General features: G+C 64.9%; 20 protein-coding genes. 10 read left to right on the forward strand and 10 right to left on the reverse strand.

The window, feature by feature from the left end; all coding sequences use genetic code 11:
• Positions 1–2: 2 nt before the first annotated feature.
• The 3 genes from WFP36_RS07515 to WFP36_RS07525 all read right to left on the reverse strand — a co-directional run bounded on the left by WFP36_RS07515 (position 3) and on the right by WFP36_RS07525 (position 2,135).
• Positions 3–380 carry a nuclear transport factor 2 family protein gene (locus WFP36_RS07515; RefSeq protein WP_336979314.1) on the reverse strand — a complete coding sequence of 126 codons (378 nt, stop codon included), beginning with the start codon at positions 378–380 and terminating at the stop codon, positions 3–5.
• On the reverse strand, positions 377–1,237 hold the full coding sequence (gene panC / locus WFP36_RS07520; protein WP_336979316.1) for a pantoate--beta-alanine ligase: 861 nt from the start codon (positions 1,235–1,237) through the stop codon (positions 377–379). The genes WFP36_RS07515 and panC overlap by 4 nt, the downstream gene beginning before the upstream one ends.
• Positions 1,238–1,361: 124 nt before the next feature.
• Complete coding sequence (locus WFP36_RS07525; RefSeq protein ID WP_336979318.1) at positions 1,362–2,135, reverse strand: CsgG/HfaB family protein; 774 nt, start codon at positions 2,133–2,135, stop codon at positions 1,362–1,364.
• Positions 2,136–2,464: 329 nt separating this feature from the next.
• Here WFP36_RS07525 and WFP36_RS07530 point away from each other — a divergent pair, with 329 nt between their 5' ends.
• Genes WFP36_RS07530 through pgmG form a run of 3 tightly spaced genes read left to right on the forward strand, consistent with a single transcriptional unit; the run spans position 2,465 to position 4,982 of the window.
• A complete protein-coding gene (locus tag WFP36_RS07530) occupies positions 2,465–3,277 on the forward strand; it encodes a division plane positioning ATPase MipZ (RefSeq protein WP_336980030.1) in 813 nt (270 codons plus the stop codon).
• A 4-nt stretch (positions 3,278–3,281) separates the two neighbouring features.
• Complete coding sequence (locus tag WFP36_RS07535; RefSeq protein ID WP_336979320.1) at positions 3,282–3,569, forward strand: molecular chaperone DnaJ; 288 nt, start codon at positions 3,282–3,284, stop codon at positions 3,567–3,569.
• Between the two features lie 9 nt (positions 3,570–3,578).
• Positions 3,579–4,982: a phosphoglucomutase/phosphomannomutase PgmG gene (gene pgmG / locus WFP36_RS07540; RefSeq protein WP_336979322.1), complete on the forward strand. Its 1,404-nt coding sequence runs from the start codon at positions 3,579–3,581 to the stop codon at positions 4,980–4,982.
• A gap of 56 nt (positions 4,983–5,038) precedes the next feature.
• Here pgmG and WFP36_RS07545 read toward each other — a convergent pair whose 3' ends face one another.
• On the reverse strand, positions 5,039–6,304 hold the full coding sequence (locus tag WFP36_RS07545; protein WP_336979324.1) for an MgtC/SapB family protein: 1,266 nt from the start codon (positions 6,302–6,304) through the stop codon (positions 5,039–5,041).
• Positions 6,305–6,570: 266 nt separating this feature from the next.
• On the opposite strand from WFP36_RS07545, the gene WFP36_RS07550 reads away from it, so the two are divergent.
• A complete protein-coding gene (locus WFP36_RS07550) occupies positions 6,571–9,039 on the forward strand; it encodes a ligase-associated DNA damage response DEXH box helicase (RefSeq protein ID WP_336979326.1) in 2,469 nt (822 codons plus the stop codon).
• A 14-nt stretch (positions 9,040–9,053) separates the two neighbouring features.
• Here the strand turns inward: WFP36_RS07550 and WFP36_RS07555 are convergent, their stop codons facing one another.
• The 5 genes from WFP36_RS07555 to WFP36_RS07575 all read right to left on the reverse strand — a co-directional run bounded on the left by WFP36_RS07555 (position 9,054) and on the right by WFP36_RS07575 (position 12,411).
• Entirely contained in the window at positions 9,054–9,491 is a 438-nt protein-coding gene (locus tag WFP36_RS07555) for an ExbD/TolR family protein (RefSeq protein ID WP_336979328.1), read from the reverse strand.
• A gap of 309 nt (positions 9,492–9,800) precedes the next feature.
• Entirely contained in the window at positions 9,801–10,262 is a 462-nt protein-coding gene (locus WFP36_RS07560) for an ExbD/TolR family protein (protein ID WP_336979330.1), read from the reverse strand.
• Positions 10,263–10,286: 24 nt separating this feature from the next.
• Positions 10,287–10,823: an ExbD/TolR family protein gene (locus WFP36_RS07565; RefSeq protein WP_336979332.1), complete on the reverse strand. Its 537-nt coding sequence runs from the start codon at positions 10,821–10,823 to the stop codon at positions 10,287–10,289.
• A 91-nt stretch (positions 10,824–10,914) separates the two neighbouring features.
• On the reverse strand, positions 10,915–11,682 hold the full coding sequence (locus tag WFP36_RS07570; protein ID WP_336979334.1) for a MotA/TolQ/ExbB proton channel family protein: 768 nt from the start codon (positions 11,680–11,682) through the stop codon (positions 10,915–10,917).
• A gap of 87 nt (positions 11,683–11,769) precedes the next feature.
• Positions 11,770–12,411 carry an energy transducer TonB gene (locus tag WFP36_RS07575; protein WP_336979336.1) on the reverse strand — a complete coding sequence of 214 codons (642 nt, stop codon included), beginning with the start codon at positions 12,409–12,411 and terminating at the stop codon, positions 11,770–11,772.
• Between the two features lie 352 nt (positions 12,412–12,763).
• Between WFP36_RS07575 and WFP36_RS07580 the strand changes: the two genes are divergently transcribed.
• The gene (locus WFP36_RS07580) at positions 12,764–13,654 is read left to right on the forward strand and encodes a hypothetical protein (protein ID WP_336979338.1); all 891 of its coding nucleotides are present in this window, start codon (positions 12,764–12,766) and stop codon (positions 13,652–13,654) included.
• 106 nt (positions 13,655–13,760) lie between these two features.
• Positions 13,761–15,071 carry a homoserine dehydrogenase gene (locus WFP36_RS07585; RefSeq protein WP_336979340.1) on the forward strand — a complete coding sequence of 437 codons (1,311 nt, stop codon included), beginning with the start codon at positions 13,761–13,763 and terminating at the stop codon, positions 15,069–15,071.
• Positions 15,072–15,125: 54 nt separating this feature from the next.
• On the opposite strand, the gene WFP36_RS07590 is transcribed toward WFP36_RS07585, so the two are convergent.
• The gene (locus tag WFP36_RS07590; RefSeq protein WP_336979342.1) at positions 15,126–15,536 is read right to left on the reverse strand and encodes a hypothetical protein; all 411 of its coding nucleotides are present in this window, start codon (positions 15,534–15,536) and stop codon (positions 15,126–15,128) included.
• 260 nt (positions 15,537–15,796) lie between these two features.
• Here WFP36_RS07590 and glpX point away from each other — a divergent pair, with 260 nt between their 5' ends.
• The 4 genes from glpX to WFP36_RS07610 all read left to right on the forward strand — a co-directional run bounded on the left by glpX (position 15,797) and on the right by WFP36_RS07610 (position 19,077).
• Positions 15,797–16,768 (forward strand): class II fructose-bisphosphatase, encoded by a 972-nt coding sequence (glpX, locus tag WFP36_RS07595; RefSeq protein WP_336979344.1) that lies wholly within the window; start codon positions 15,797–15,799, stop codon positions 16,766–16,768.
• Positions 16,769–16,911: 143 nt separating this feature from the next.
• Positions 16,912–17,847 (forward strand): ribose-phosphate pyrophosphokinase, encoded by a 936-nt coding sequence (locus WFP36_RS07600; protein ID WP_336979346.1) that lies wholly within the window; start codon positions 16,912–16,914, stop codon positions 17,845–17,847.
• Between the two features lie 43 nt (positions 17,848–17,890).
• A complete protein-coding gene (locus WFP36_RS07605; protein WP_336979348.1) occupies positions 17,891–18,298 on the forward strand; it encodes a cupin domain-containing protein in 408 nt (135 codons plus the stop codon).
• A complete protein-coding gene (locus tag WFP36_RS07610; protein WP_336979350.1) occupies positions 18,295–19,077 on the forward strand; it encodes an inositol monophosphatase family protein in 783 nt (260 codons plus the stop codon). The genes WFP36_RS07605 and WFP36_RS07610 overlap by 4 nt, the downstream gene beginning before the upstream one ends.
• The last annotated feature ends 21 nt before the right edge of the window (positions 19,078–19,098 follow it).

Genomic DNA, 19,098 nt, shown 5'->3' on the forward strand with positions numbered 1-19,098 from the left:
CTTCAGGGCTTGAAACGTGCGCCGCGAATATGAGTGAAGCGGCCGTCCTTCACTTCGTACATCACGATGGTCTCGACCTCGCGCCTGTCGCCCGCGCGGGTCGGCCAGATCTCGAAATCGGGCCAGTCCTTGAAGGTTTCGAAAGTGGTGCGGCAGTGCATGGCGATGCGCGTGGGGGTGACAATCACGTCGAGCGGGGTGACGATCTCGGTGATGTGGGCCTTTACCTCGCGGTAGAAATCCAGAATCGCATCGCGCCCGTCGATCCGCTTCATCGCGCCCAGTTCGAAGATCACATCGTCGGCATAGAAGCGGCCGAAGCCGTCGAAATCATTCGCGTTGAACGCGGCGACATAGCTACGGAAATCCTCTTCGGTCACGCTACCTCCCCCACCGGCATATTGTCGATCAACCGCGTGCGGCCGATCCGCGCGGCGACCAGCAGCCGGGCCGCAGCATTGCCCAAGGCGGCCAGTGGCTCAAGGCTCACCGCATCGGCAAGCATGGCATAGTCGACGGAGGTGAAACCGGCCTCGACCAGTTCCGCTTCGAGCACGGCGAGCGTGGCGGGAACGTCCGCGCCCTGTTCGATCAGGGCGATTGCCGCCTTGATCGAGCGTGGCAGGGCAGCAGCGGCTGCGCGTTCCTCGGCCGAGAGGTAGCGGTTGCGGCTGCTCAGTGCGAGCCCGTCGCCCTCGCGCACGGTGGGCACGCCGACGATATTGGCTGCCTCGGGCTGGGTCAGATCGAGATCGCGCGCCATGCGGCGGATCACGGCCAGCTGCTGCCAGTCCTTTTCCCCGAACAGGGCGATATCGGGCCGGACCTGGTTGAACAGCTTGGCGACTACAGTGGCGACCCCGTCGAAATGGCCGGGCCGCGCCGCGCCGCACAGGCCTTCGCTCACGCCGCTGACCGAAATGGTCGTGGCGAAGCCCGCCGGATAGACCTCGTCCACCGAAGGCGCCCAGAGCAGCGTGGCGCCCTCCGCTTCCAGCAGGCGGGTGTCCTCGGCCAGCTGGCGGGGATAGGCGCCCAGATCCTCGTTCGGGCCGAACTGGGTGGGGTTGACGAAGATCGACACCACTACGGATGGCGCCAGCTCCCGCGCGCGGCGCACGAGCGTGAGATGCCCTTCATGCAAGGCGCCCATGGTGGGGACCAGAGCGACCGGGCCGGCCTTGCGGAGCTGTGCGACTGCATCCCGCAGTTCGCCTATCGTGGTGACAGCTTTCATGGGCGGTCACATCGGATGCAAACGCCCCGAAAGCAAGCCGCCAAACAGCAAAGGGGGCGCAACCTTGCGGTCCGTCCCCCGATTGCCATTGTCCGGACGCAGCACGGCGTCCGGGCGTGAAACCTTACTGTGCCTCGGGTGCTGCGGCCGAGGCATCCTCGGGCAGGCCGCCCAGCTGATCGATCAGCTTGGTATAGGCATCGAGATAGGCGAGCACGATGATCTGGCCGATCTCGGTGTTCTGATAGCCGCCCGCGCCGGCGCCGCCGAACACGCCGCCGGAGAAGAGGCCGCCGCCGGCACCCCAGCTGAGGTCCTTCTTGCGGAAATAGCCCTCTTCAAGCGCCACTTCCTCGGTGGTCCGGGCATCGACGAGCGAGAGGGTGACGTTCGCTTCGCCCTTCTTCACCGAAATGCCGCCGGCAATCGCGCCGACAGTGCCGCCGAACAGGCCGCCGATCCCGCCCAGCACCTTGCCGCCACCGGAATTGTTGTTGGTGGAGATGATGTCGGGCTGGAGGAAATAATCCGCCGCCTTCACCTGTCCCTTGCCGAGGTTGGAACCTTCCTGCAGCTCGCCGGAATCGGCCAGGGCGCGTTCCATGTTGCGGCTCTGCATCGCGCCGCCGCGGTTCACCAGAGTGAAGCAGCCGGACCGCTGCACGAAGATGCGGATGATCGCCTCGGGGCTGCCCAGATTATATTCGCGCCACCACTGATCGTCCGGCTCGACGATGGCCAGCGTGCCCAGCTTGCGGGTGCAGCGCGGAATTTCATTGGTGCCCTTTTCCTGGTCCTTGCGCGCGGAGGACTTGTCCTTCTCCTTCGCAAAGGCCGGAGCCGGGGCCATGCCCAGCACAAGTGCCGACGCAAGGACGCCGGCGATCAACTTCCTCATGGAATCGCTCCCTAAAACTTGACTGCAATGTCGAGATCCCTGGGTGGCGTCCCGTCTTCCTTCCCAGAATGGCGCGCACCTTAGCGTGCTCGCCGTGTCACGGAAAGACACATAGGCAGTTAGTATCCCGGTTTTCCTCGGTCGGGCGCTGCGCCGGGCATGTTCTGTCCGCTCCGGACTGGATGATTGGGGCCGGGATAGGGGGCAAGATTGGGGCCAAGATTGGGGATAGCGCAATTGCCTCGTAACTTTGCGTTGGATAATAGCCTGTGAGAGCCCGGCCGCTGGCCGGAAGCCTTTGCCCGCAACAGAAAGAGACCAGCCAGATCGTGCCTGCCACCGCTCCTCACCGTATCGTTTTTGCCAACGAAAAGGGAGGCACCGGCAAGTCCACCACTGCCGTGCATGTCGCGATCGCGCTTGCCTATCACGGCGCGAAGGTTGCCGCGCTCGACCTCGATCCGCGCCAGCGTACCCTGTTCCGCTATCTGGAGAACCGGGCCGATACGGAAAAGCGCCGCAACATCAGCCTGCCCAATGCGCGTTTCGCGGTGTTCACCGGGGAAACGGTGGAAGAGCTGGACCTGCTCGCCGAAGAAACCGGCGAGGGTTGCGATTTCCTGATCTTCGACACGCCAGGGCGCGATGACGTCTTTGCGCGCCATGCGGCGACCAGCGCGGATACGCTGGTCACCCCGCTGAATGACAGCTTCGTCGATTTCGACCTGATCGGCCAGGTCGATGCGGAGAACTTCAAGGTCAAGCGGCTGAGCTTCTATGCCGAGCTGATCTGGGAAACCCGCAAGAAGCGCGCCATGGCCACGATCCGCGACCAGCGCCGCGAGATGGACTGGGTGGTGGTGCGCAACCGCACGCAGAAGCAGGAAGCGCGCAACCAGAAGCGTATCGACGATGCGCTGAACGAGCTTTCCAAGCGCGTCGGCTTCCGTATCGCGCAGGGCCTGTCCGAACGCGTGATCTATCGCGAATTGTTCCCCTCGGGCCTCACTCTGCTCGACAAGGGCCATCTGGGCGAGCTGGGTACCAGCCATCTGGTTGCCCGGCAGGAACTGCGCACTCTGATCGCGGGGCTCAACCTGCCCTTCAGCGCCAGGAAGGCGCGGGGCGTGGAGACGGTCTGAGCCTATGGCGCGCCTGATCCTCTTCGCCGTGATCGGGATCGCGCTGTGCAAGGCGCTGACCGGGCGCTGGCCGTGGGACTTCCTGAAGGGGCCATCCACGCGCAGCCAGGCGGTGTTCCGCGCGCGCAAGCTGCTGGCCGTGCGTTCAGGCGCCGGGCGCGAGGAAATCATCGACGCACATCGCCGCCTGATCGCCATGGTCCATCCCGATCGCGGCGGCACGAACGAACAGGTGCACGAGGCCAATGCCGCGCGCGACCTGCTGCTCGACGAACTGCCTGACGGCAACTGAGGACTTTCCATGAGCCACCGGTTCCACTCCACCGTTCTGCGGGAATACGATATTCGCGGCATTATCGGCGAAACGCTGGGCGCGGCGGATGCGCGCGCCATCGGGCGGGCCTTCGCCACGCTGCTGCGCGATGCGGGCGGGAAGAAGGTCGCGGTCGGCTATGACGGGCGGACCAGCTCGCCCATGCTGGAAGAGGCACTGATCGAAGGGCTTACCGCCAGTGGCTGCGACGTGGTGCGGATCGGCATGGGCGCCACGCCGATGCTCTATTATGCGGAAGCCTCGGCAGACGATGTGGATGGCGGCATCCAGATCACCGGCAGCCACAATCCGCCCAATTATAACGGCTTCAAGATGGTCTTTCAGGGCCGTCCGTTCTTTGGCCACGACATCCAGCTGCTGGGCAAGATCGCGGCCGAAGGCGTCTGGATGGACGGTAGCGGCACGGTCGAGAGCCGCGACGTGCTGGATGCCTATGTCGAGCGGATGCTGCAGGGCCTCGCCGGGATCGATCCTGCGGTCCTTGCCTCGCTGCGGGTGGGCTGGGATGCCGGCAACGGCGCCGCCGGCCCCGCGCTGGAAGCGCTCGCCGCGCGCCTGCCGGGGGAGCATCACCTGCTCTACACCGATGTCGACGGCACTTTCCCCAATCACCACCCCGATCCCACCATGCCGGAAAATCTGGCGGACCTTCAGGCGCTGGTCGCTGAGAAGGGCCTGGATTTCGGGATCGCCTTCGATGGCGATGGCGACCGGATCGGCGCGGTGGACGGGCAGGGCCGGGTCATCTGGGGCGATCAGTTGCTGATGATCTATGCCGAGGATCTGCTGCGCGACGTGCCCGGCGCTACGATCATCGCGGATGTGAAGGCCAGCCGGGCCCTGTTCGAACGGGTCGCGGAATGCGGCGGCAAGCCGCTGATGTGGAAGACCGGCCACAGCCTGATCAAATCCAAGATGAAGGAAACGGGCGCCCCGCTGGCCGGGGAAATGAGCGGCCATATCTTCTTCGCCCATGGCTATTACGGCTTCGACGACGCGCTATATGCCGGGGTGCGGCTGATTGCCGCCTCGGCCCGGCTGGGCCAGTCGGTCACGCAGCTGCGCTCGGCCATGCCCGCCATGATCAACACGCCCGAATTGCGCTTCCAGGTGGATGAAAGCCGCAAGTTCGGCGCGATCGAGGAAGTGAAGGACCGTCTCGCCGCCAGCGGCGCGGATGTGGATGCGACCGACGGCGTCAGGGTCTCCACGCCGGACGGCTGGTGGCTGCTGCGCGCTTCCAACACGCAGGACGTGCTGGTCGCCCGCGCCGAGAGCGGCAGCGAGGAAGGGCTGGCGCGTCTGGTCGCCCAGATCGACGAGCAGCTGGAACTCTCGGGCCTCGAACGGGGCCCGCAGGCCGGGCACTGAGTTTGCAGGCCAGGTTGGCGGTCTAGCGCCCCGCCGGCCCTAAGGTGCTACTGGCCCTAGCGCACCACCAGCCAGGCCACTCCGGTTGCCAGGGCGCTGGCGAACAGCGGCAGGGCGCCCAGCTTCCCCTTGTTCCATCCGGCAATGCCGATGGCGACCGTGCCCTTGAAGATCGTGTTGAGCGTCACCGGCACGGCCAGCACTGTGCCTGCCACCATCGGATCGAGCGTGCCCGCCGGCAGATTGCCCATGGTGATGATCGCGGAATCGACATCCACGATGCCCGATACGGCCAGCACCAGCGCCAGCCCGCGATCGCCGAAGCTCTCCAGCACCCAATGGGCCACTACGGTCAGCGCCATGACCAGCACGGTCAGCAACAGGGCCGGGCCCAGATCGAAGGGGTTGCGCACGCCGACCTCGCCCGATGCCTGCTGCGGCTCGCGCACGGCGGTGCGGATCGCCCAGGCGGTCGCGGCAAGGCTCACCAGCGCGCCCGGTGCGATCAGCACGGCGAGGCTGGGCAGGGCGAAGGGGGCAAGCACGCCCACCAGCACTGCCACGCGCAGATACATCACCACCGATGCGGCGCTGATGGCCGCCGAGAGGATCGCCGGGCTTGCCGCGCCTTCGCGCATGCGTTTGGCCATTCCCGCCGTGACCGCGGTTGACGAGACGACCGCGCCCGCCGCCGCAGTGGCGATATTTCCGCGCGAGGCGCCCAGCCACTTGGCGGCGAAGTAACCGCAGAAGGAAAAGCCGGAAACCATCACCACCACGGTCCAGAGCTGGCGGGGGTTCCACGCGTCATATGGGCCAAAGCCGCGATCGGGCAGCAGCGGCAGGATCACCATGGCGATCACCGCGAAGCGTGCGATGGCGATCATCTCGCGCTCTTCCAGATGCTTCACCCAGTCATGCAGCCGCCCGCGCAGCGATAGCAGCACGACCATGGCCACGGCGATGATAGTGCCCAGCAGCCTTTCGCCCATTGCGGCCATGAAGCCGCTGGCGATAGTGATAAGCCCCACCAGGCTGGCAGTGCCGCTCACCTGCGTGCCGCTGCTCGACCGGCGATAACCGGCCACTACCAGCACGGCGGCCGCAGCCAGCAGGATCAGCGCCGGGCCTTCGGCATGGGTATAGAGCACTCCGGCAATGCCGCCGGCCAGCCCGAGCAGGCCATAGGTGCGGATGCCGGCAAAGCGGGCGCCATCGGGCAGTTCGCGGAAGGTCCAGCCGCGCTGGATACCCACCAGCAGGCCCAGCGCCAGCGCCAGCCCGACCCCGACGAAGTGGGAAATATCGAGACTGCCCGTCATTATGCGCCGCGTGCCTGCATTCTTCCCGATTCATCGGCCAGGCCGCGCCTCAGGGCAAGCGACATTCGCAGACAGGCGCATGGGCGGGACGGGTCGCCCTTTCCTACAGGGCGCTTTTGTGCTCCAAATGTTCCGATGCGCCAGCCTGCTTTCCCTGCTTCCTCCGCGCCGGTCACGCCAGTGGCCTGCCGCCTGTGGGGCAGGAGGGAGTTTTGCCCTCAGGACAGTGTCAACCTTGTCAACTTCGGCGGAAGTCTGCGGGTGTGATGGCAGAGGACGCGCTCCCGCAAGAAATCGAGGCGTGGTTTGCCGGGCGCGGCTGGCGCCTGCGCGATCATCAGCGGGGCATGTATAGCGCCGCCCGCAGCGGCAAGCATGCCTTGCTGGTGGCCGATACGGGCGCGGGCAAGACATTGGCTGGTTTCCTGCCCACTCTGGCCGATTTCGCGCCCTCGGCACTGGCGGGCGCCCCGGTGCCGGAAGGGTTGCACACGCTCTACGTCTCGCCGCTCAAGGCATTGGCGCATGACGTGCAGCGCAATCTCCTCACCCCGGTGGAGGAGATGGGCCTGCCGCTGAAGATCGAGACGCGCAGCGGCGATACGCCGACCGACCGGAAGAAGCGCCAGCGCAGCCGCCCGCCCCATGTGCTGCTGACCACGCCGGAATCGCTCTCGCTGCTGCTCAGCTATGAGGACAGTTTCGAGCTGTTCGCCACGCTGAAGCGCGTGGTGGTGGACGAAGTGCATGCCTTCGCCACTGGCAAGCGCGGGGACCTGCTGGCGCTGTGCCTTGCCCGCCTGCAGGCCATCGCGCCGCAGATGCAGCGTGTGGCGCTCTCGGCCACGCTGGCGGACCCCGATGCCTTCAAGGGCTGGCTGGCCCCGTGGGGGGATTTGGACAGCGTCGAGCTGGTGCAGGGCGAGAAAGGCGCCCCTCCCGAAGTGGAAATCCTCCTGCCGGAGGAAGAGCGCGTGCCCTGGGGCGGCCATGCGGCGATCTGGGCAGTGCCGCAGCTGATCGACATCATCGCGCGCAATCGCACCACGCTGGTCTTCACCAACACGCGCTTTCTGGCCGAGTTCATCTTTCAGAAGCTGTGGGAGGCGAATGACGCCAATCTGCCCATCGGCATTCACCACGGGTCGCTCTCCAAAGAGGCGCGGCGCAAGGTGGAAGGGGCAATGGCGCGGGGCGATCTGCGCGCGCTGGTCTGCACTGCCAGTCTCGATCTGGGGGTCGACTGGGGCGATGTCGACTGCGTGATCCAGATGGGCGCTCCCAAGGGCTCCTCGCGCCTGTTGCAACGCATCGGGCGGGCCAATCACCGGCTCGATCTTTCCAGCCGCGCGATCCTCGTGCCGGGCAATCGCTTCGAGTTTCTGGAGGCGATGGCGGCCAAGGACGCGGTGGATCAGGGGCAGCGCGATGGCGATGCCTTCCGGGCGGGCGGGCTGGACGTGCTGGCCCAGCATGTGATGGCCTGCGCCTGTGCGGCGCCCTTCGACGAGGCGGAGTTGCTGAAGGAGGTCCGCTCCAGCGCGTCCTATGCCTGGCTGGGGGAGGAGGAATGGCGGCGGGTGCTGCATTTCGTGGCGACCGGCGGCTATGCGCTTGAAGCCTATGACAAGTTCCGCCGGATCGTGCGCGATCCGAAGGGGATGTGGCGGCTGACTCATCCCGAACATGCCCAGCGGCACCGGATGAATGCGGGCATCATCGTCGATGCCGAAATGCTCGATGTGCGGTTCCGCAACGGGCGCTCGCTTGGGCGGGTGGAGGAATATTTCGCCTCCACTCTGTCAGCGGGGGATACTTTCACTTTCGCGGGCATGGCGCTGGAAGTGGAACAGCTCAAGGATATGGAACTGATCGTCCGCGCCGCGAAGAAAGCCGCCGCGATCCCTTCCTATATGGGCCAGCGCATGCCGCTCACCACCCATCTGGCCAATCGGGTGCAGGCCATGCTGGCCGACCGGGCGGGTTGGGCGCGTTTCCCGGACGATGTGCGCGAATGGCTGGAAATGCAGGACTGGCGCAGCGAGATGCCCGGGCCGGGCAAGCTGCTGGTGGAAAGCTTCCCGCATGAGAAGCTGCATTACTCGGTCTATTATACGTTCGAGGGGTGGAACGCGAACCAGTCGCTGGGGATGCTCATCACCCGGCGCATGGAGGAACGGGGACTTCAGCCGGGCGGCTTCGTGGCGAATGACTATTCGCTCGGCGTCTGGGGGCTGAAGCCGGTCAAGGAGCCCGCGCCGCTGCTTTCGCCCGATATTCTGGCCCATGAATTCGTCGATTGGGTGCAGGAATCCTATCTGCTGCGCCGCGCCTTTCGCGAAGTGGCGGTGATTTCAGGGCTGGTGGAACGCCAGCATCCAGGCAAGCGCAAGACGGGCAAGCAAGTCACTTTCTCGACCGACCTGATCTATGACGTGCTGCGCAAATACGAGCCGGATCACGTGCTGATCGAAGCGGCCTGGGCGGACGCCCGGTCGCGGCTGACCGATGTAGGCCGGCTGGCCGATGTGCTGGAACGGGCACAGCACGAACTGGTCCATGTGGAACTGGACCGGGTGAGCCCGCTGGCGGTTCCGGTGATGGTGATGATCGGGCGGGAAAGCCTGCCGCAGGGCTCGGTCGACGATGCGCTGTTGATGGAGGCGGAACATCTGGCGGAAGCCGCGATGCGAGGGGACGCGCTGGGCGATCCCCTCGATCCCGACGAGCTTTGACGGGCAGGTGCGCGTCAGTCCTGCTTCTCGAAAGTGCGATAGCGGTCATTGCCGACAAAGCCGAACTTGGTGGCGCCGGATGCCTTGATGTCGTTCAGGACCCTGGCGGCAAGATCGTAGCTGGCGAGCGCATCGGGTTCATATTGCAGTTCCGGCTCCGGATACAGGGCCGTTGCCGCCTTGAGACTGGCGCGAAGGCCTGCCCGGTCGGTCTTCGTGCCGTTCCACAGGATCGAACCGTCCGGGGTGAGGACGATCTTGTTCACCAGGGGGCGGGGCGGCAGGACGACGGGATCATCGACGTTGCCCGGAAGGTCGATGTCGACCGAGTTGGTGGCGACGGGGATCGTGAAGATCAGCATCACCAGCAGGACCAGCATCACGTCGATCAGCGGCGTGGTGTTCATTTCTCCCAAGGGCAGCGCCCCATCGCGCGACGATGCAAAAGCCATGTGTACCTCTCCCGTATCAGCATGAACTGATAAGGATGATATACCATTACATAGCGTTGGCAATGAGGGGATGTACCGAGGGGGGATGTGCTGAGCGGGGAGCGGATGTACCAAGGAGGCGGGGATGGACGGCGCGCCGGGTGCAATCACTCGGCCACGCCTGACTACTACGGTAGCGGCCTGGGGGAGGGGCCTGGGCAAGGCGCGGAGTTATCTTTGCCGATGCGTCCTGTGCGCAAAGAAGACAAAGAAAAAGGGGCGGTTTGACCCGCCCCTCTATCCTTTCAGCGCCTTGGCGCCTTGTTCGGTTCAGTTCGCGACTGCTGCCGCGCCGCCTTCGGCCTTGCCGAATACGCGGTACTTCTCGTTGCCGACGAAGCCGAACTTGGTGACCTTCGAAGCCTTGATCAGGTTCAGCACCTTGGCCGAGAGATCGTAGCTGGCCATCGCTTCCGGTTCGAACTGAAGCTCGGGCTCGACCGAGAAGGTGAGCGACTGCTTCAGGTTCGAAATGAGACCCGCCTGGCTGATCGGCTGACCGTTCCAGAGGATTTCATTGTTCGGGGTCAGCACGATCTTGTTCTTGATCGGGTCGACCGGAGGCGTGTCCGTCGGAGGCGTGGGGCTCGGAAGGTCGATATCGACCGAGTGAGTCGCCACAGGGATCGTAAAGATGAGCATGATGAGGAGAACGAGCATGACGTCGATCAACGGCGTCGTGTTCATTTCCATCATCGGCGAGCCATCATCTTTGCCGCCTGACATTGCCATGGGAAATTACTCCTGCGCTTTCTCTCAACCCGCGTTCGGATCGACAGGGTTGGAGATGAAGCCGACGGTCGGATAGCCGGCCGCCTGGACGTTGTAGATCGCGCCGGCCACACAGCGCCAGGGCGCGTTGATGTCGCCACGGATGTGAACCTGCGGGATCTTTTCGGGATCGTTGCGGATCGCTTCGATACCGCCTTCGCGCTGCACGATCGAATCCAGACGTTCGAATGCCTGGTCGTACAGTTCCTGCGAAGTCACCGGAGTGATGTTGTTGAAGTAAACTCGGCATTCGCCGCCACGCTGGGCGCCTTCGAAGCCGGGATCGCCAGCGCTGCGGCCGGCTGCGTCGGTGGTGCTTACGGTCAGCAGCAGGTTCTCGACCTTGTCCTTGGACTCGACCGATTCGAACACCGGAATTTGCAATTTCTCGATCGTCTGCATGGCGACCGGGACCGCGATAAGGAAGATGATCAGGAGCACCAGCATCACGTCCACGAGGGGCGTGGTGTTGATGTCCGACATCGGCCTTTCGTCGCCGCCACCGCCTGTCGAAATGGCCATGGTACTATCCTACTCTCAATCTTCGCCTTGGAAGGGCAGGGCGGGCGGCCCGCATGCCGGAGCCCGCCCCACTCAATCGGATCCGGTGCCCTTAGGCCTTCGGAGCGGCAGCGGCAGGAGCAGCCGGCTTGGCCGGAGCAGCCTTCACCGGAGCGACCGACGGCTTCACCGCGCCCTTGGACGTGATGTTGGCGAGGATGTCGGTCGAGAAACCGCTCATCAGTTCGCCGATGCGCTTGTTGCGAGCCTGCAGCCAGTTGTAGGCAAGCACGGCGGGAACGGCCACGAGCAGACCGATGGCGGTCATGATCAGGGCTTCACCGACCGGACCGGCGACCTTGTCGATCGAGGCCGAACCGGCGAGACCGATGGCGATCAGAGCGCGGTAAATACCGATAACGGTACCGAGCAGACCGACGAACGGAGCGGTAGCGCCCACGGTGGCGAGGAAGGGAAGGCCGCTGGCGAGCTTCGAGTTGATCGAGGCTTCCGAACGGGCGAGCGAGCCGTGGAGCCAGTCATGGGCTTCCAGCGAGTCGGTCATCTTGTTGTGCTGTTCTTCAGCGGCGAGGCCGTCTTCGACCAACTGGCGCCATGCGCCGTTCTTGTTCAGCTTGGCAGCGCCGTCCTTGATCGACGGGGCCTGCCAGAACTTGGTGCGCACGTCCTTCAGTTCGCCGAAGATCTTGCGCTGTTCGAGGAGCTTGGTGATCAGGATGTAGAACGAGCCCACGGACATGATCACGAGCACGATGAAGATGGAGTAGGCGATCACACCGCCCTGTTGGAGCGCTTCCCAAAAGCCGAAGTGGTTCTTGGGAGCCGCTTCAGCGGCTGCAGCCAGAAATTCGATAAGCATGCGGGTAGTCCTCTCTAAAAAAATCGCGATGGGTCAAATCGGGCGCTGCCGGAGCGGCCAGCGGCCACTCGCGGCTAGGCCACCAAATCAGTTCAGCTTGTAGACAATGCGCGTGGACCAGCTGCCCGTCGTCGGGTGGCCGGCATCGTCCAGCGCCGGGTCGAAGCGCGCGTAGCGCTGCATACCGTCGCAAGCTGCCTCGTCCAGGATGTCCGAGCCGCTCGAGCTCGAGACACGGCAGGCCGAAACCTTGCCTTCCGCATCAACCGTCACGGACACGCCCACAGTACCTTCCGTATTCGAACGGATGGCGCGGGGGGGATAGCTGTCCATGATCCGCTGTTGCCAACGCTGCTGGCCCTTTGCCTGTGCAGGCTTGGCCTTCGAGACCGCCGGCGGAGGCGCAGGCGGTGCCGGCGGCGCAGGACGCGCGATCGGGATCACCGGTGCCGGCGGCGGGGGACGATCCACCGCGGTAATCGGCGGCGGAGCGACATTGACATTGATCGGAGGAGGCGGCGCCACGATCGGCGGCGGCGGTGCCTCATCCGGCGGGGGCGGCGGCGGTTCTTCCGTCTTTTCCGGCTCGGGCTCGTCGATATCGACCGTCGTAACGCGCTCGATGATCTTCTTGGTCGCCGAATAGGCAAGACCAGTCACAAGAGCATACCCGACCAGCAAGTGAACCAGCCCCACAATGATGATAGCGACAATCTTGTTGCCGCTCATTGTTTGATCAGCGTAGGCCATTCAATCGCATCACTCCATTTCCGTCGCCCGGCAAGCCGGGCTTGTACCAGCCAAGGGGAATCGCACCCTGACAGGTAACGCCAACAATTGTCCACCCTGTCGGCCAAGCCGGTGCCCACCGGGGATTCCGAATGACCCGGCAGGGCCCTGCCCCGGAGCTCTTGTTTTTCTTGTCCCGCCCCGGTTTCCGGGGGGTGTTTAGCGACGATGGCAGGGTGGAGCAATCGCTTTATCGGTTAACCGCCAATTCAGCACTTCCGGCCTTGAGTGGGGGTGTCTATGGGAAAGGCGCTCCCCAGATGGCGGGGTCAAAGACCGGCGAGGGAAACGCATGAAAAGCAGAGAAATTCGCGCTTCCGGCAAGCTGATCGCCTCGGCGGCGGCTGCTTTGTCGCTTCTGGCGGTGCAGCCGGCCGTGGCGGCGGGCCAGCCCGCGCCCGTGGCGGCTTCGCCGCTTACTTACGCGGATATCGTCGACCTTGCGGACAGTTCGACGATGGTCGTCAAAGCAAGGATTCGCAAGCAAAGCACGCTCGCGCCCGTGCAGTCTCCGGGCCTGCGTCCGGGCACTGTCCGGCTGCTTGTGGAGGCAGATACAGAAGCACTAATTTCCGGCCGCTCGGCCATCGGCGAATCGCTTCGCTACCTGGTCGACGTGCCGCTGGATGCAAAAGGAAAGGCGCCCAAGCTCAAGAAGCAGAGCTTCCTGATCTTCGCTTTTCCGGTGCCTGGCGTGCCGCGTGACCTGCAACTGATCGACGTGGACTCCCAATTCCCTACCGACCCGGCGCTCGAAGCGCGGATTCGCGATGTGCTCATGCAGCTGGCGTCGCCCGATGCGCCCCCCATCGTTACCGGTGTGGGCGAGGCACTGGCGGTGGAGGGCAACCTCTCCGGCGAATCGGAAACCCAGGTTTTCCTGGTGACCAAGAACGATGCGCCAGTGTCGCTCAACGTCGTGCGGCGACCCAATATGGAGCCCGAATGGGGCGTTTCCTGGACCGAGCTGGTCGACCAGTCGGCCCAGCCGCCGCAGGAAGGCTCGCTCGAATGGTATCGCCTGGCCTGCTTCCTGCCGCCCGAGCTGTCTTACGATTCCATCCTCTCGCGCGATGGGCAGTCGCGCGCGCTGGCGGCGGCCGATTACCGCTATGTCCTGGATCAGCTGGGGCATTGTTCGCGCACGCGCGGCGGGCCGCCGAAGTTCCCCAACGCCAATTGATCGCCTAACCCGGGGCTGGCCTTTCGGCCCCGGCTGCACTAACGCGCGCGGCGACTTGCGCGGTGCCTCTCCGGTGCCGCCTGACCCGCGCCGAAGAGGAAGAATGATGGCCGCTCCGCTCCGTATTGCACTTGCCGGTCTTGGCACGGTGGGTGCCGGCGTAATCCGCCTGATCGAAGCCAATGGCGATGTGATCGCGCGCCGTGCGGGCCGTCCGATCGAGATCGTGGCCGTCAGCGCGCGCGATCGCACCAAGGATCGCGGCGTGGATCTTTCGCCCTTCGCCTGGGAAGACGACATGACCGCCATGGCCGCCAGGCCTGATGTAGACGTGGTCGTCGAACTGGTCGGCGGGTCCGACGGGCCGGCGCTTACCCTGGCGCGCAACGCGCTGGGGGCAGGCAAGTCGCTGGTCACGGCGAACAAGGCGATGATCGCACATCACGGCCTTGCCCTTGCAGAGCTGGCGGAGAAAGCCCGCGTGGCGCTGAAGTTCGAAGCGGCGGTGGCTGGCGGCGTGCCGGTGATCAAGGGCCTGCGCGAAGGCGCCGCGGCCAATACGATCGAGCGCGTCTATGGCATCCTCAACGGCACCTGCAATTACATCCTTTCCACCATGGAAGCGACCGGGCGCGACTTTGGCGACGTGCTGAAGGAAGCGCAGGAACTGGGCTATGCGGAAGCCGATCCGACCTTCGACATCGAAGGCATCGACGCTTCGCACAAGCTCTCCATTCTGGCGGCCATCGCATTCGGCGCGAAGATCGATTTCCCCTCGGTCGAGACCGAAGGCATTTCGCGCCTGCGCGCGGCCGATATCGAACAGGCCGCCGCGCTTGGCTTCGTCATCCGGCTGATCGGCATCGCCGATACGGAAACGGGCGCCAATGGCGAGGAAACCCTGTTCCAGCGGGTCTGCCCCTATCTGGTGCCGGTCGACCATCCGCTCGCACGGGTGAGCGGGCCGACCAATGCCGTGGTGGTGGAAGGCAATTTCGCCGGCCGCCTGCTGTTCCAGGGTGCGGGTGCCGGTGACGGGCCGACTGCCAGCGCAGTAGTGGCCGACATCATCGATATCGCGCGCGGCGATGTCGGGGCGCCGTTCTCGGTGCCTGCGGGCGAGCTTGCCCCCATGCCCCGCGCGGATGCCGGGCACCGCGTGGCACGCGATTACCTGCGCTTCATGGTGGCCGATCGTCCGGGCGTACTGGCCGAAATCGCCACCGCGATGCGCGACGCCGGGGTTTCCATCGAAAGCCTGATCCAGAAGGGGCGGCCGGAAGAAGGCGGTGAGGTGATGGTCTCCCTCGTCACTCACGAAGGGCCGGAAGCCAATGTCGACCGGGCGCTGGAACTGCTCGCAGGCTCGCCGAGCCTGACCGAGCCGCCGCTGGTTCTGCAACTGCTGGATAATTGAGTGCCCATGCGGCTGCGGGCCTGTGCCCGCGGCGTGCGGGGCCTTTTCGGCTGATCAGTCCGCCTTCTTTTCGCCCTTGGCGATCCGGTCCGCGTCGGACCCTTCGGGCGCGTCGGGCAACAGCTTGAAATCGATCATGTAAGCCGGATCGGGCGTCCCGCCGAGGGACATGCCCTTGCCCTTAAAGATGCCGTCGCCTGCCACATCCGGCGCGCGCGGCAGTCCGTCATCCGTCGCTTCTTTGGAATTGGGATCCAGCTCGCTGGTGGATTTCACCCGGAACTGGGAATCGTCCACTTTCCTCGCGCAGACGACGATTTCGCTCTGGCTCTGCTGGTCGTTCGGCTTCGAACAATTGCGCGTCGGCGGCGGCGGGCCATACATGTCCTTGGTATTCTGCACGGCTTCCTCGGCCGAAACGCCGTTGCGCTGTGCGGCCAGCGGCGACAGCGGCAGCGCTGCCATCAGGCACAACAAGGCGCATCGTTTCAACATAGCCGGCATTTTCCCCGCCAAGATTTCCCGCCAAGCTCCCCCGTCCCTGGGGCCTTGCACCGCGGGTACTTCGGACGGTGCAGCTTGATCGCGCATGAATGGCGCGGCAGTTGCGGCTTGGCAATTGTCAGGCTCATGTCACCGTGGATACGCAATGGCGGGCAAGAGGGCGTACTCGACAAGCCCCCGGCCGGTCGCCTATCGGGGGCGCGGACGTGAAGGGAGAGGTAATGCCCAAAGCCAGCCAGGTACTCGACCGTGTGCTTGTTCTAGAAATGGTGCGGGTCACGGAAGCCGCCGCGATCGCTGCCTCGCAGCTCGTGGGCCGGGGTGACGAGAAGGCCGCCGATCATGCGGCGGTCGAAGCCATGCGCAAGGCCTTCGACGAGCTTTATATCGACGGCACCGTGGTGATCGGCGAGGGCGAGCGCGACGAAGCGCCCATGCTCTATATCGGCGAAAAGGTCGGCGGTGCGCCGGGCAAGGGCCCGAGGATCGACATCGCGCTCGATCCGCTGGAAGGCACCACCATCACCGCCAAGGCCGGGCCCAATGCGTTGGCCGTGCTGGCGGCGGCGGAGGAAGGCTGCCTGCTCAACGCGCCTGACGTTTATATGGAAAAGCTGGCAATCGGTCCGGGTTACCCCGAAGGCCTCGTCAGCCTGGAAAAGACGCCCACCGAGAATATCGAGGCGCTGGCGGCCGCCAAGGGTGTGAAGCCCAGCGAGATCATCGCCTGTGTGCTCGACCGGCCGCGCCATGCCGATCTGATCGAGGAACTGCGCGGGCTCGGTTGCGGTATCCAGCTTATCCCGGATGGCGATGTGGCCGGCGTGATCGCGGTCACCGATCCGGACACCACGATCGACATCTATATGGGGTCGGGCGGTGCGCCGGAGGGCGTGCTCGCCGCTGCCGCCCTGCGCTGCGTGGGCGGGCAGTTCAACGGCCGCCTGATCTTCCGCAACGAGGAAGAGCGCGCGCGTGCCCGCAAATGGGGCATCGAGGACCTCGACCGGATCTACAAATTGCGCGATCTGGCCAAGGGCGACTGCATCTTTGCCGCCACCGGCGTGACCGACGGTTCGCTGCTCAGCGGGGTGAAGCGCCTCAAGGGCGGCAAGATGACGACCGAAAGCGTCGTGATGCGCGCAAGTTCGGGCACGGTGCGGTGGGTGCGGGGCGAGCATCGCACTGCATAGATAATGCCGCATCGTATGAACGGATTTCCTGCAACGGGGCACATGCTTTCAACAGCGCAGCCCTGCTGCAGGTTGCAATCGTGTGACGCTTGGCTAGAGCCGGGCGCAGTGATTCCCGCCGCGAGAACAGGGGCCCCCAAGCGATGAAGATCATGGCCGGCAATTCCAACCTGCCGCTCGCGCGTTCAATCGCGGCCTATCTCGAAATGCCGTTGACCGATGCCTCGGTCCGTCGTTTCGCGGATGAGGAAATCTTCGTCGAGATTTACGATAACGTGCGCGGCGAGGACGTGTTCGTTCTCCAGTCGACTTCCTATCCGGCGAACGACAATCTGATGGAACTGCTGATCTGCATCGATGCGCTCAAGCGCGCGTCGGCCAAGCGGATCACGGCGGTGGTTCCCTATTTCGGCTATGCGCGTCAGGACCGGAAGCCCGGGCCGCGCACGCCGATCTCGGCCAAGCTGGTGGCGAACCTCATCACTCAGGCCGGTGCCAGCCGCGTGCTTTCGGTGGATCTCCATGCCGGGCAGATTCAGGGCTTCTTCGATATCCCGACCGACAATCTCTATGCCGCCCCGGTGATGGCGGCCGACATCCAGGCGCGTTACGGGGATTCGGACCTGATGGTCGTCTCGCCCGACGTGGGCGGCGTGGTGCGCGCCCGGGCGCTGGCCAAGCGGCTCGAGAACGCTCCGCTCGCCATTGTCGACAAGCGCCGTGAACGCGCCGGCGAATCCGAAGTGATGAACATCATCGGTGATGTGAAGGGCCGCGCCTGCATCCTGATCGACGATATCGTCGATTCCGGCGGCACCCTGTGCAACGCGGCGCAGGCGCTGCTCGATGCCGGGGCCAAGAGCGTGGCGGCCTATATCACCCACGGCGTGCTTTCGGGCGGGGCCGTGGCGCGGGTGGACAATTCCGCGCTCAAGGAACTGGTCATCACCGACACGATCCTGCCGACCGACGCGGCACTGGATTCGCAGCGCATTCGCATCCTGCCGATCGCTCCGCTGATCGGCGAGGCCGTGCGCCGTATTGCCGATGAGAGCTCGGTCTCGAGCCTGTTCGACTGATATGCCCGCCTGCTTGCGCAGGGCAGGGAAAGGGATGGCCGCGATGGCAGGGGCGCTTGCCTGTGCCTCCATGGTCCATGCCGCCGATGCCCCTCCCGCCGACGAGAGCCGGATATTCGTTTATCAGCCGCCCGCCGGTTCCAATCAGGTCCTCGAAGGACCGATAGAGGCGGCGCCGGGCCATTCGCTGGTCGTGGGCGATCTGGTCATGGCGGCAGATGGCAACATCCCGCGCCATCGCCATCTGGGGGAAGAATTCCTCTATGTCCTCGGCGGATCGGCCACTGTCTCGCGCGAAGGCGAGGCCGATGTGCAACTGACAGCCGGGCAGGGTATCCGGATCGCTCCGGGCATTGTGCATTGGGGCAAGGCTGGCCCTGAAGGCGTGCGTGCGGTTTCTTCCTGGGTTGCGGTCGACGGCCAGCCCCTGCGTGAGGCAGTTCCCGAATGAAGCTCGATGCCGAAATTGCCCTGGCGCACCGCCTTGCCGACGCGGCCCGCGCCGCGATCCGTCCGCATTTCCGCGAGGAAGTGCATAGCGAGGCCAAGGACGATGCCACTCCGGTTTCGCTGGCCGACCGCGAGGCGGAGCAGGCCATGCGCCGCATGCTGGAAGCAGAGGTTCCGGCCGATGGCGTGCATGGCGAGGAATATGGCGTAAGTGTCGGCACGTCCGGCCGGCAATGGGTGCTGGATCCGATCGATGGCACCACGGCCTTCCTCGCGGGTCGCCCGATCTTCGGCACGTTGATCGCGCTGCTGGTGGATGGTTTCCCCGTGCTGGGTGTGATCGACCAGCCGATCCTTGGCGAACGCTGGCTGGGAGTGGCCGGGCGGCAGACGACTTTCAACGGCAAGCCGGCCCATACCCGTGCCTGCCGCGAACTCGCCCTGGCAACGCTCGCCACAACCGGCCCGCAATATTTCGACGATCACGAGGGCGAGCATTTCATGGCGCTCGCCGCCAAGACGGCGCATCGCCGCATGGTGATGGGCGGGGATTGCTACAATTACGCCATGCTCGCTTCCGGCCATCTGGATATCGTGTGCGAGGCCGGGCTCAAGCTGCATGACTATGCCGCGCTTGTCCCCGTGGTCGAAGGCGCGGGCGGAACGATGTGCGACTGGAATGGCGAGCCGCTCCATGCTGGATCTGGCGGGCATGTGCTTGCCCTGGGCGATCCGGCCCGGCTGGAAGATGTGATCGAGGCGCTGGCCTGCAGGCATTGAGGCTGCCCGCTCCAATCTGCG

The organism is Fulverythrobacter fulvus, assembly GCF_037154085.1.
GTDB lineage: Bacteria > Pseudomonadota > Alphaproteobacteria > Sphingomonadales > Sphingomonadaceae > Andeanibacterium > Andeanibacterium fulvum.

What these genes read in the sequence shown, in the direction of transcription:
- panC (WP_336979316.1), bottom strand. Translation starts at nt 1,237, where the DNA reads ATGAAAGCTGTCACCACGATAGGCGAACTGCGGGATGCAGTCGCACAG.
- WFP36_RS07525 (WP_336979318.1), bottom strand. Translation starts at nt 2,135, where the DNA reads ATGAGGAAGTTGATCGCCGGCGTCCTTGCGTCGGCACTTGTGCTGGGC.
- WFP36_RS07535 (WP_336979320.1), top strand. Translation starts at nt 3,282, where the DNA reads ATGGCGCGCCTGATCCTCTTCGCCGTGATCGGGATCGCGCTGTGCAAG.
- pgmG (WP_336979322.1), top strand. Translation starts at nt 3,579, where the DNA reads ATGAGCCACCGGTTCCACTCCACCGTTCTGCGGGAATACGATATTCGC.
- WFP36_RS07545 (WP_336979324.1), bottom strand. Translation starts at nt 6,304, where the DNA reads ATGACGGGCAGTCTCGATATTTCCCACTTCGTCGGGGTCGGGCTGGCG.
- WFP36_RS07550 (WP_336979326.1), top strand. Translation starts at nt 6,571, where the DNA reads ATGGCAGAGGACGCGCTCCCGCAAGAAATCGAGGCGTGGTTTGCCGGG.
- WFP36_RS07555 (WP_336979328.1), bottom strand. Translation starts at nt 9,491, where the DNA reads ATGGCTTTTGCATCGTCGCGCGATGGGGCGCTGCCCTTGGGAGAAATG.
- WFP36_RS07560 (WP_336979330.1), bottom strand. Translation starts at nt 10,262, where the DNA reads ATGGCAATGTCAGGCGGCAAAGATGATGGCTCGCCGATGATGGAAATG.
- WFP36_RS07565 (WP_336979332.1), bottom strand. Translation starts at nt 10,823, where the DNA reads ATGGCCATTTCGACAGGCGGTGGCGGCGACGAAAGGCCGATGTCGGAC.
- WFP36_RS07570 (WP_336979334.1), bottom strand. Translation starts at nt 11,682, where the DNA reads ATGCTTATCGAATTTCTGGCTGCAGCCGCTGAAGCGGCTCCCAAGAAC.
- WFP36_RS07575 (WP_336979336.1), bottom strand. Translation starts at nt 12,411, where the DNA reads ATGAGCGGCAACAAGATTGTCGCTATCATCATTGTGGGGCTGGTTCAC.
- WFP36_RS07580 (WP_336979338.1), top strand. Translation starts at nt 12,764, where the DNA reads ATGAAAAGCAGAGAAATTCGCGCTTCCGGCAAGCTGATCGCCTCGGCG.
- WFP36_RS07585 (WP_336979340.1), top strand. Translation starts at nt 13,761, where the DNA reads ATGGCCGCTCCGCTCCGTATTGCACTTGCCGGTCTTGGCACGGTGGGT.
- WFP36_RS07590 (WP_336979342.1), bottom strand. Translation starts at nt 15,536, where the DNA reads ATGGCAGCGCTGCCGCTGTCGCCGCTGGCCGCACAGCGCAACGGCGTT.
- glpX (WP_336979344.1), top strand. Translation starts at nt 15,797, where the DNA reads ATGCCCAAAGCCAGCCAGGTACTCGACCGTGTGCTTGTTCTAGAAATG.
- WFP36_RS07600 (WP_336979346.1), top strand. Translation starts at nt 16,912, where the DNA reads ATGAAGATCATGGCCGGCAATTCCAACCTGCCGCTCGCGCGTTCAATC.
- WFP36_RS07605 (WP_336979348.1), top strand. Translation starts at nt 17,891, where the DNA reads ATGGCAGGGGCGCTTGCCTGTGCCTCCATGGTCCATGCCGCCGATGCC.
- WFP36_RS07610 (WP_336979350.1), top strand. Translation starts at nt 18,295, where the DNA reads ATGAAGCTCGATGCCGAAATTGCCCTGGCGCACCGCCTTGCCGACGCG.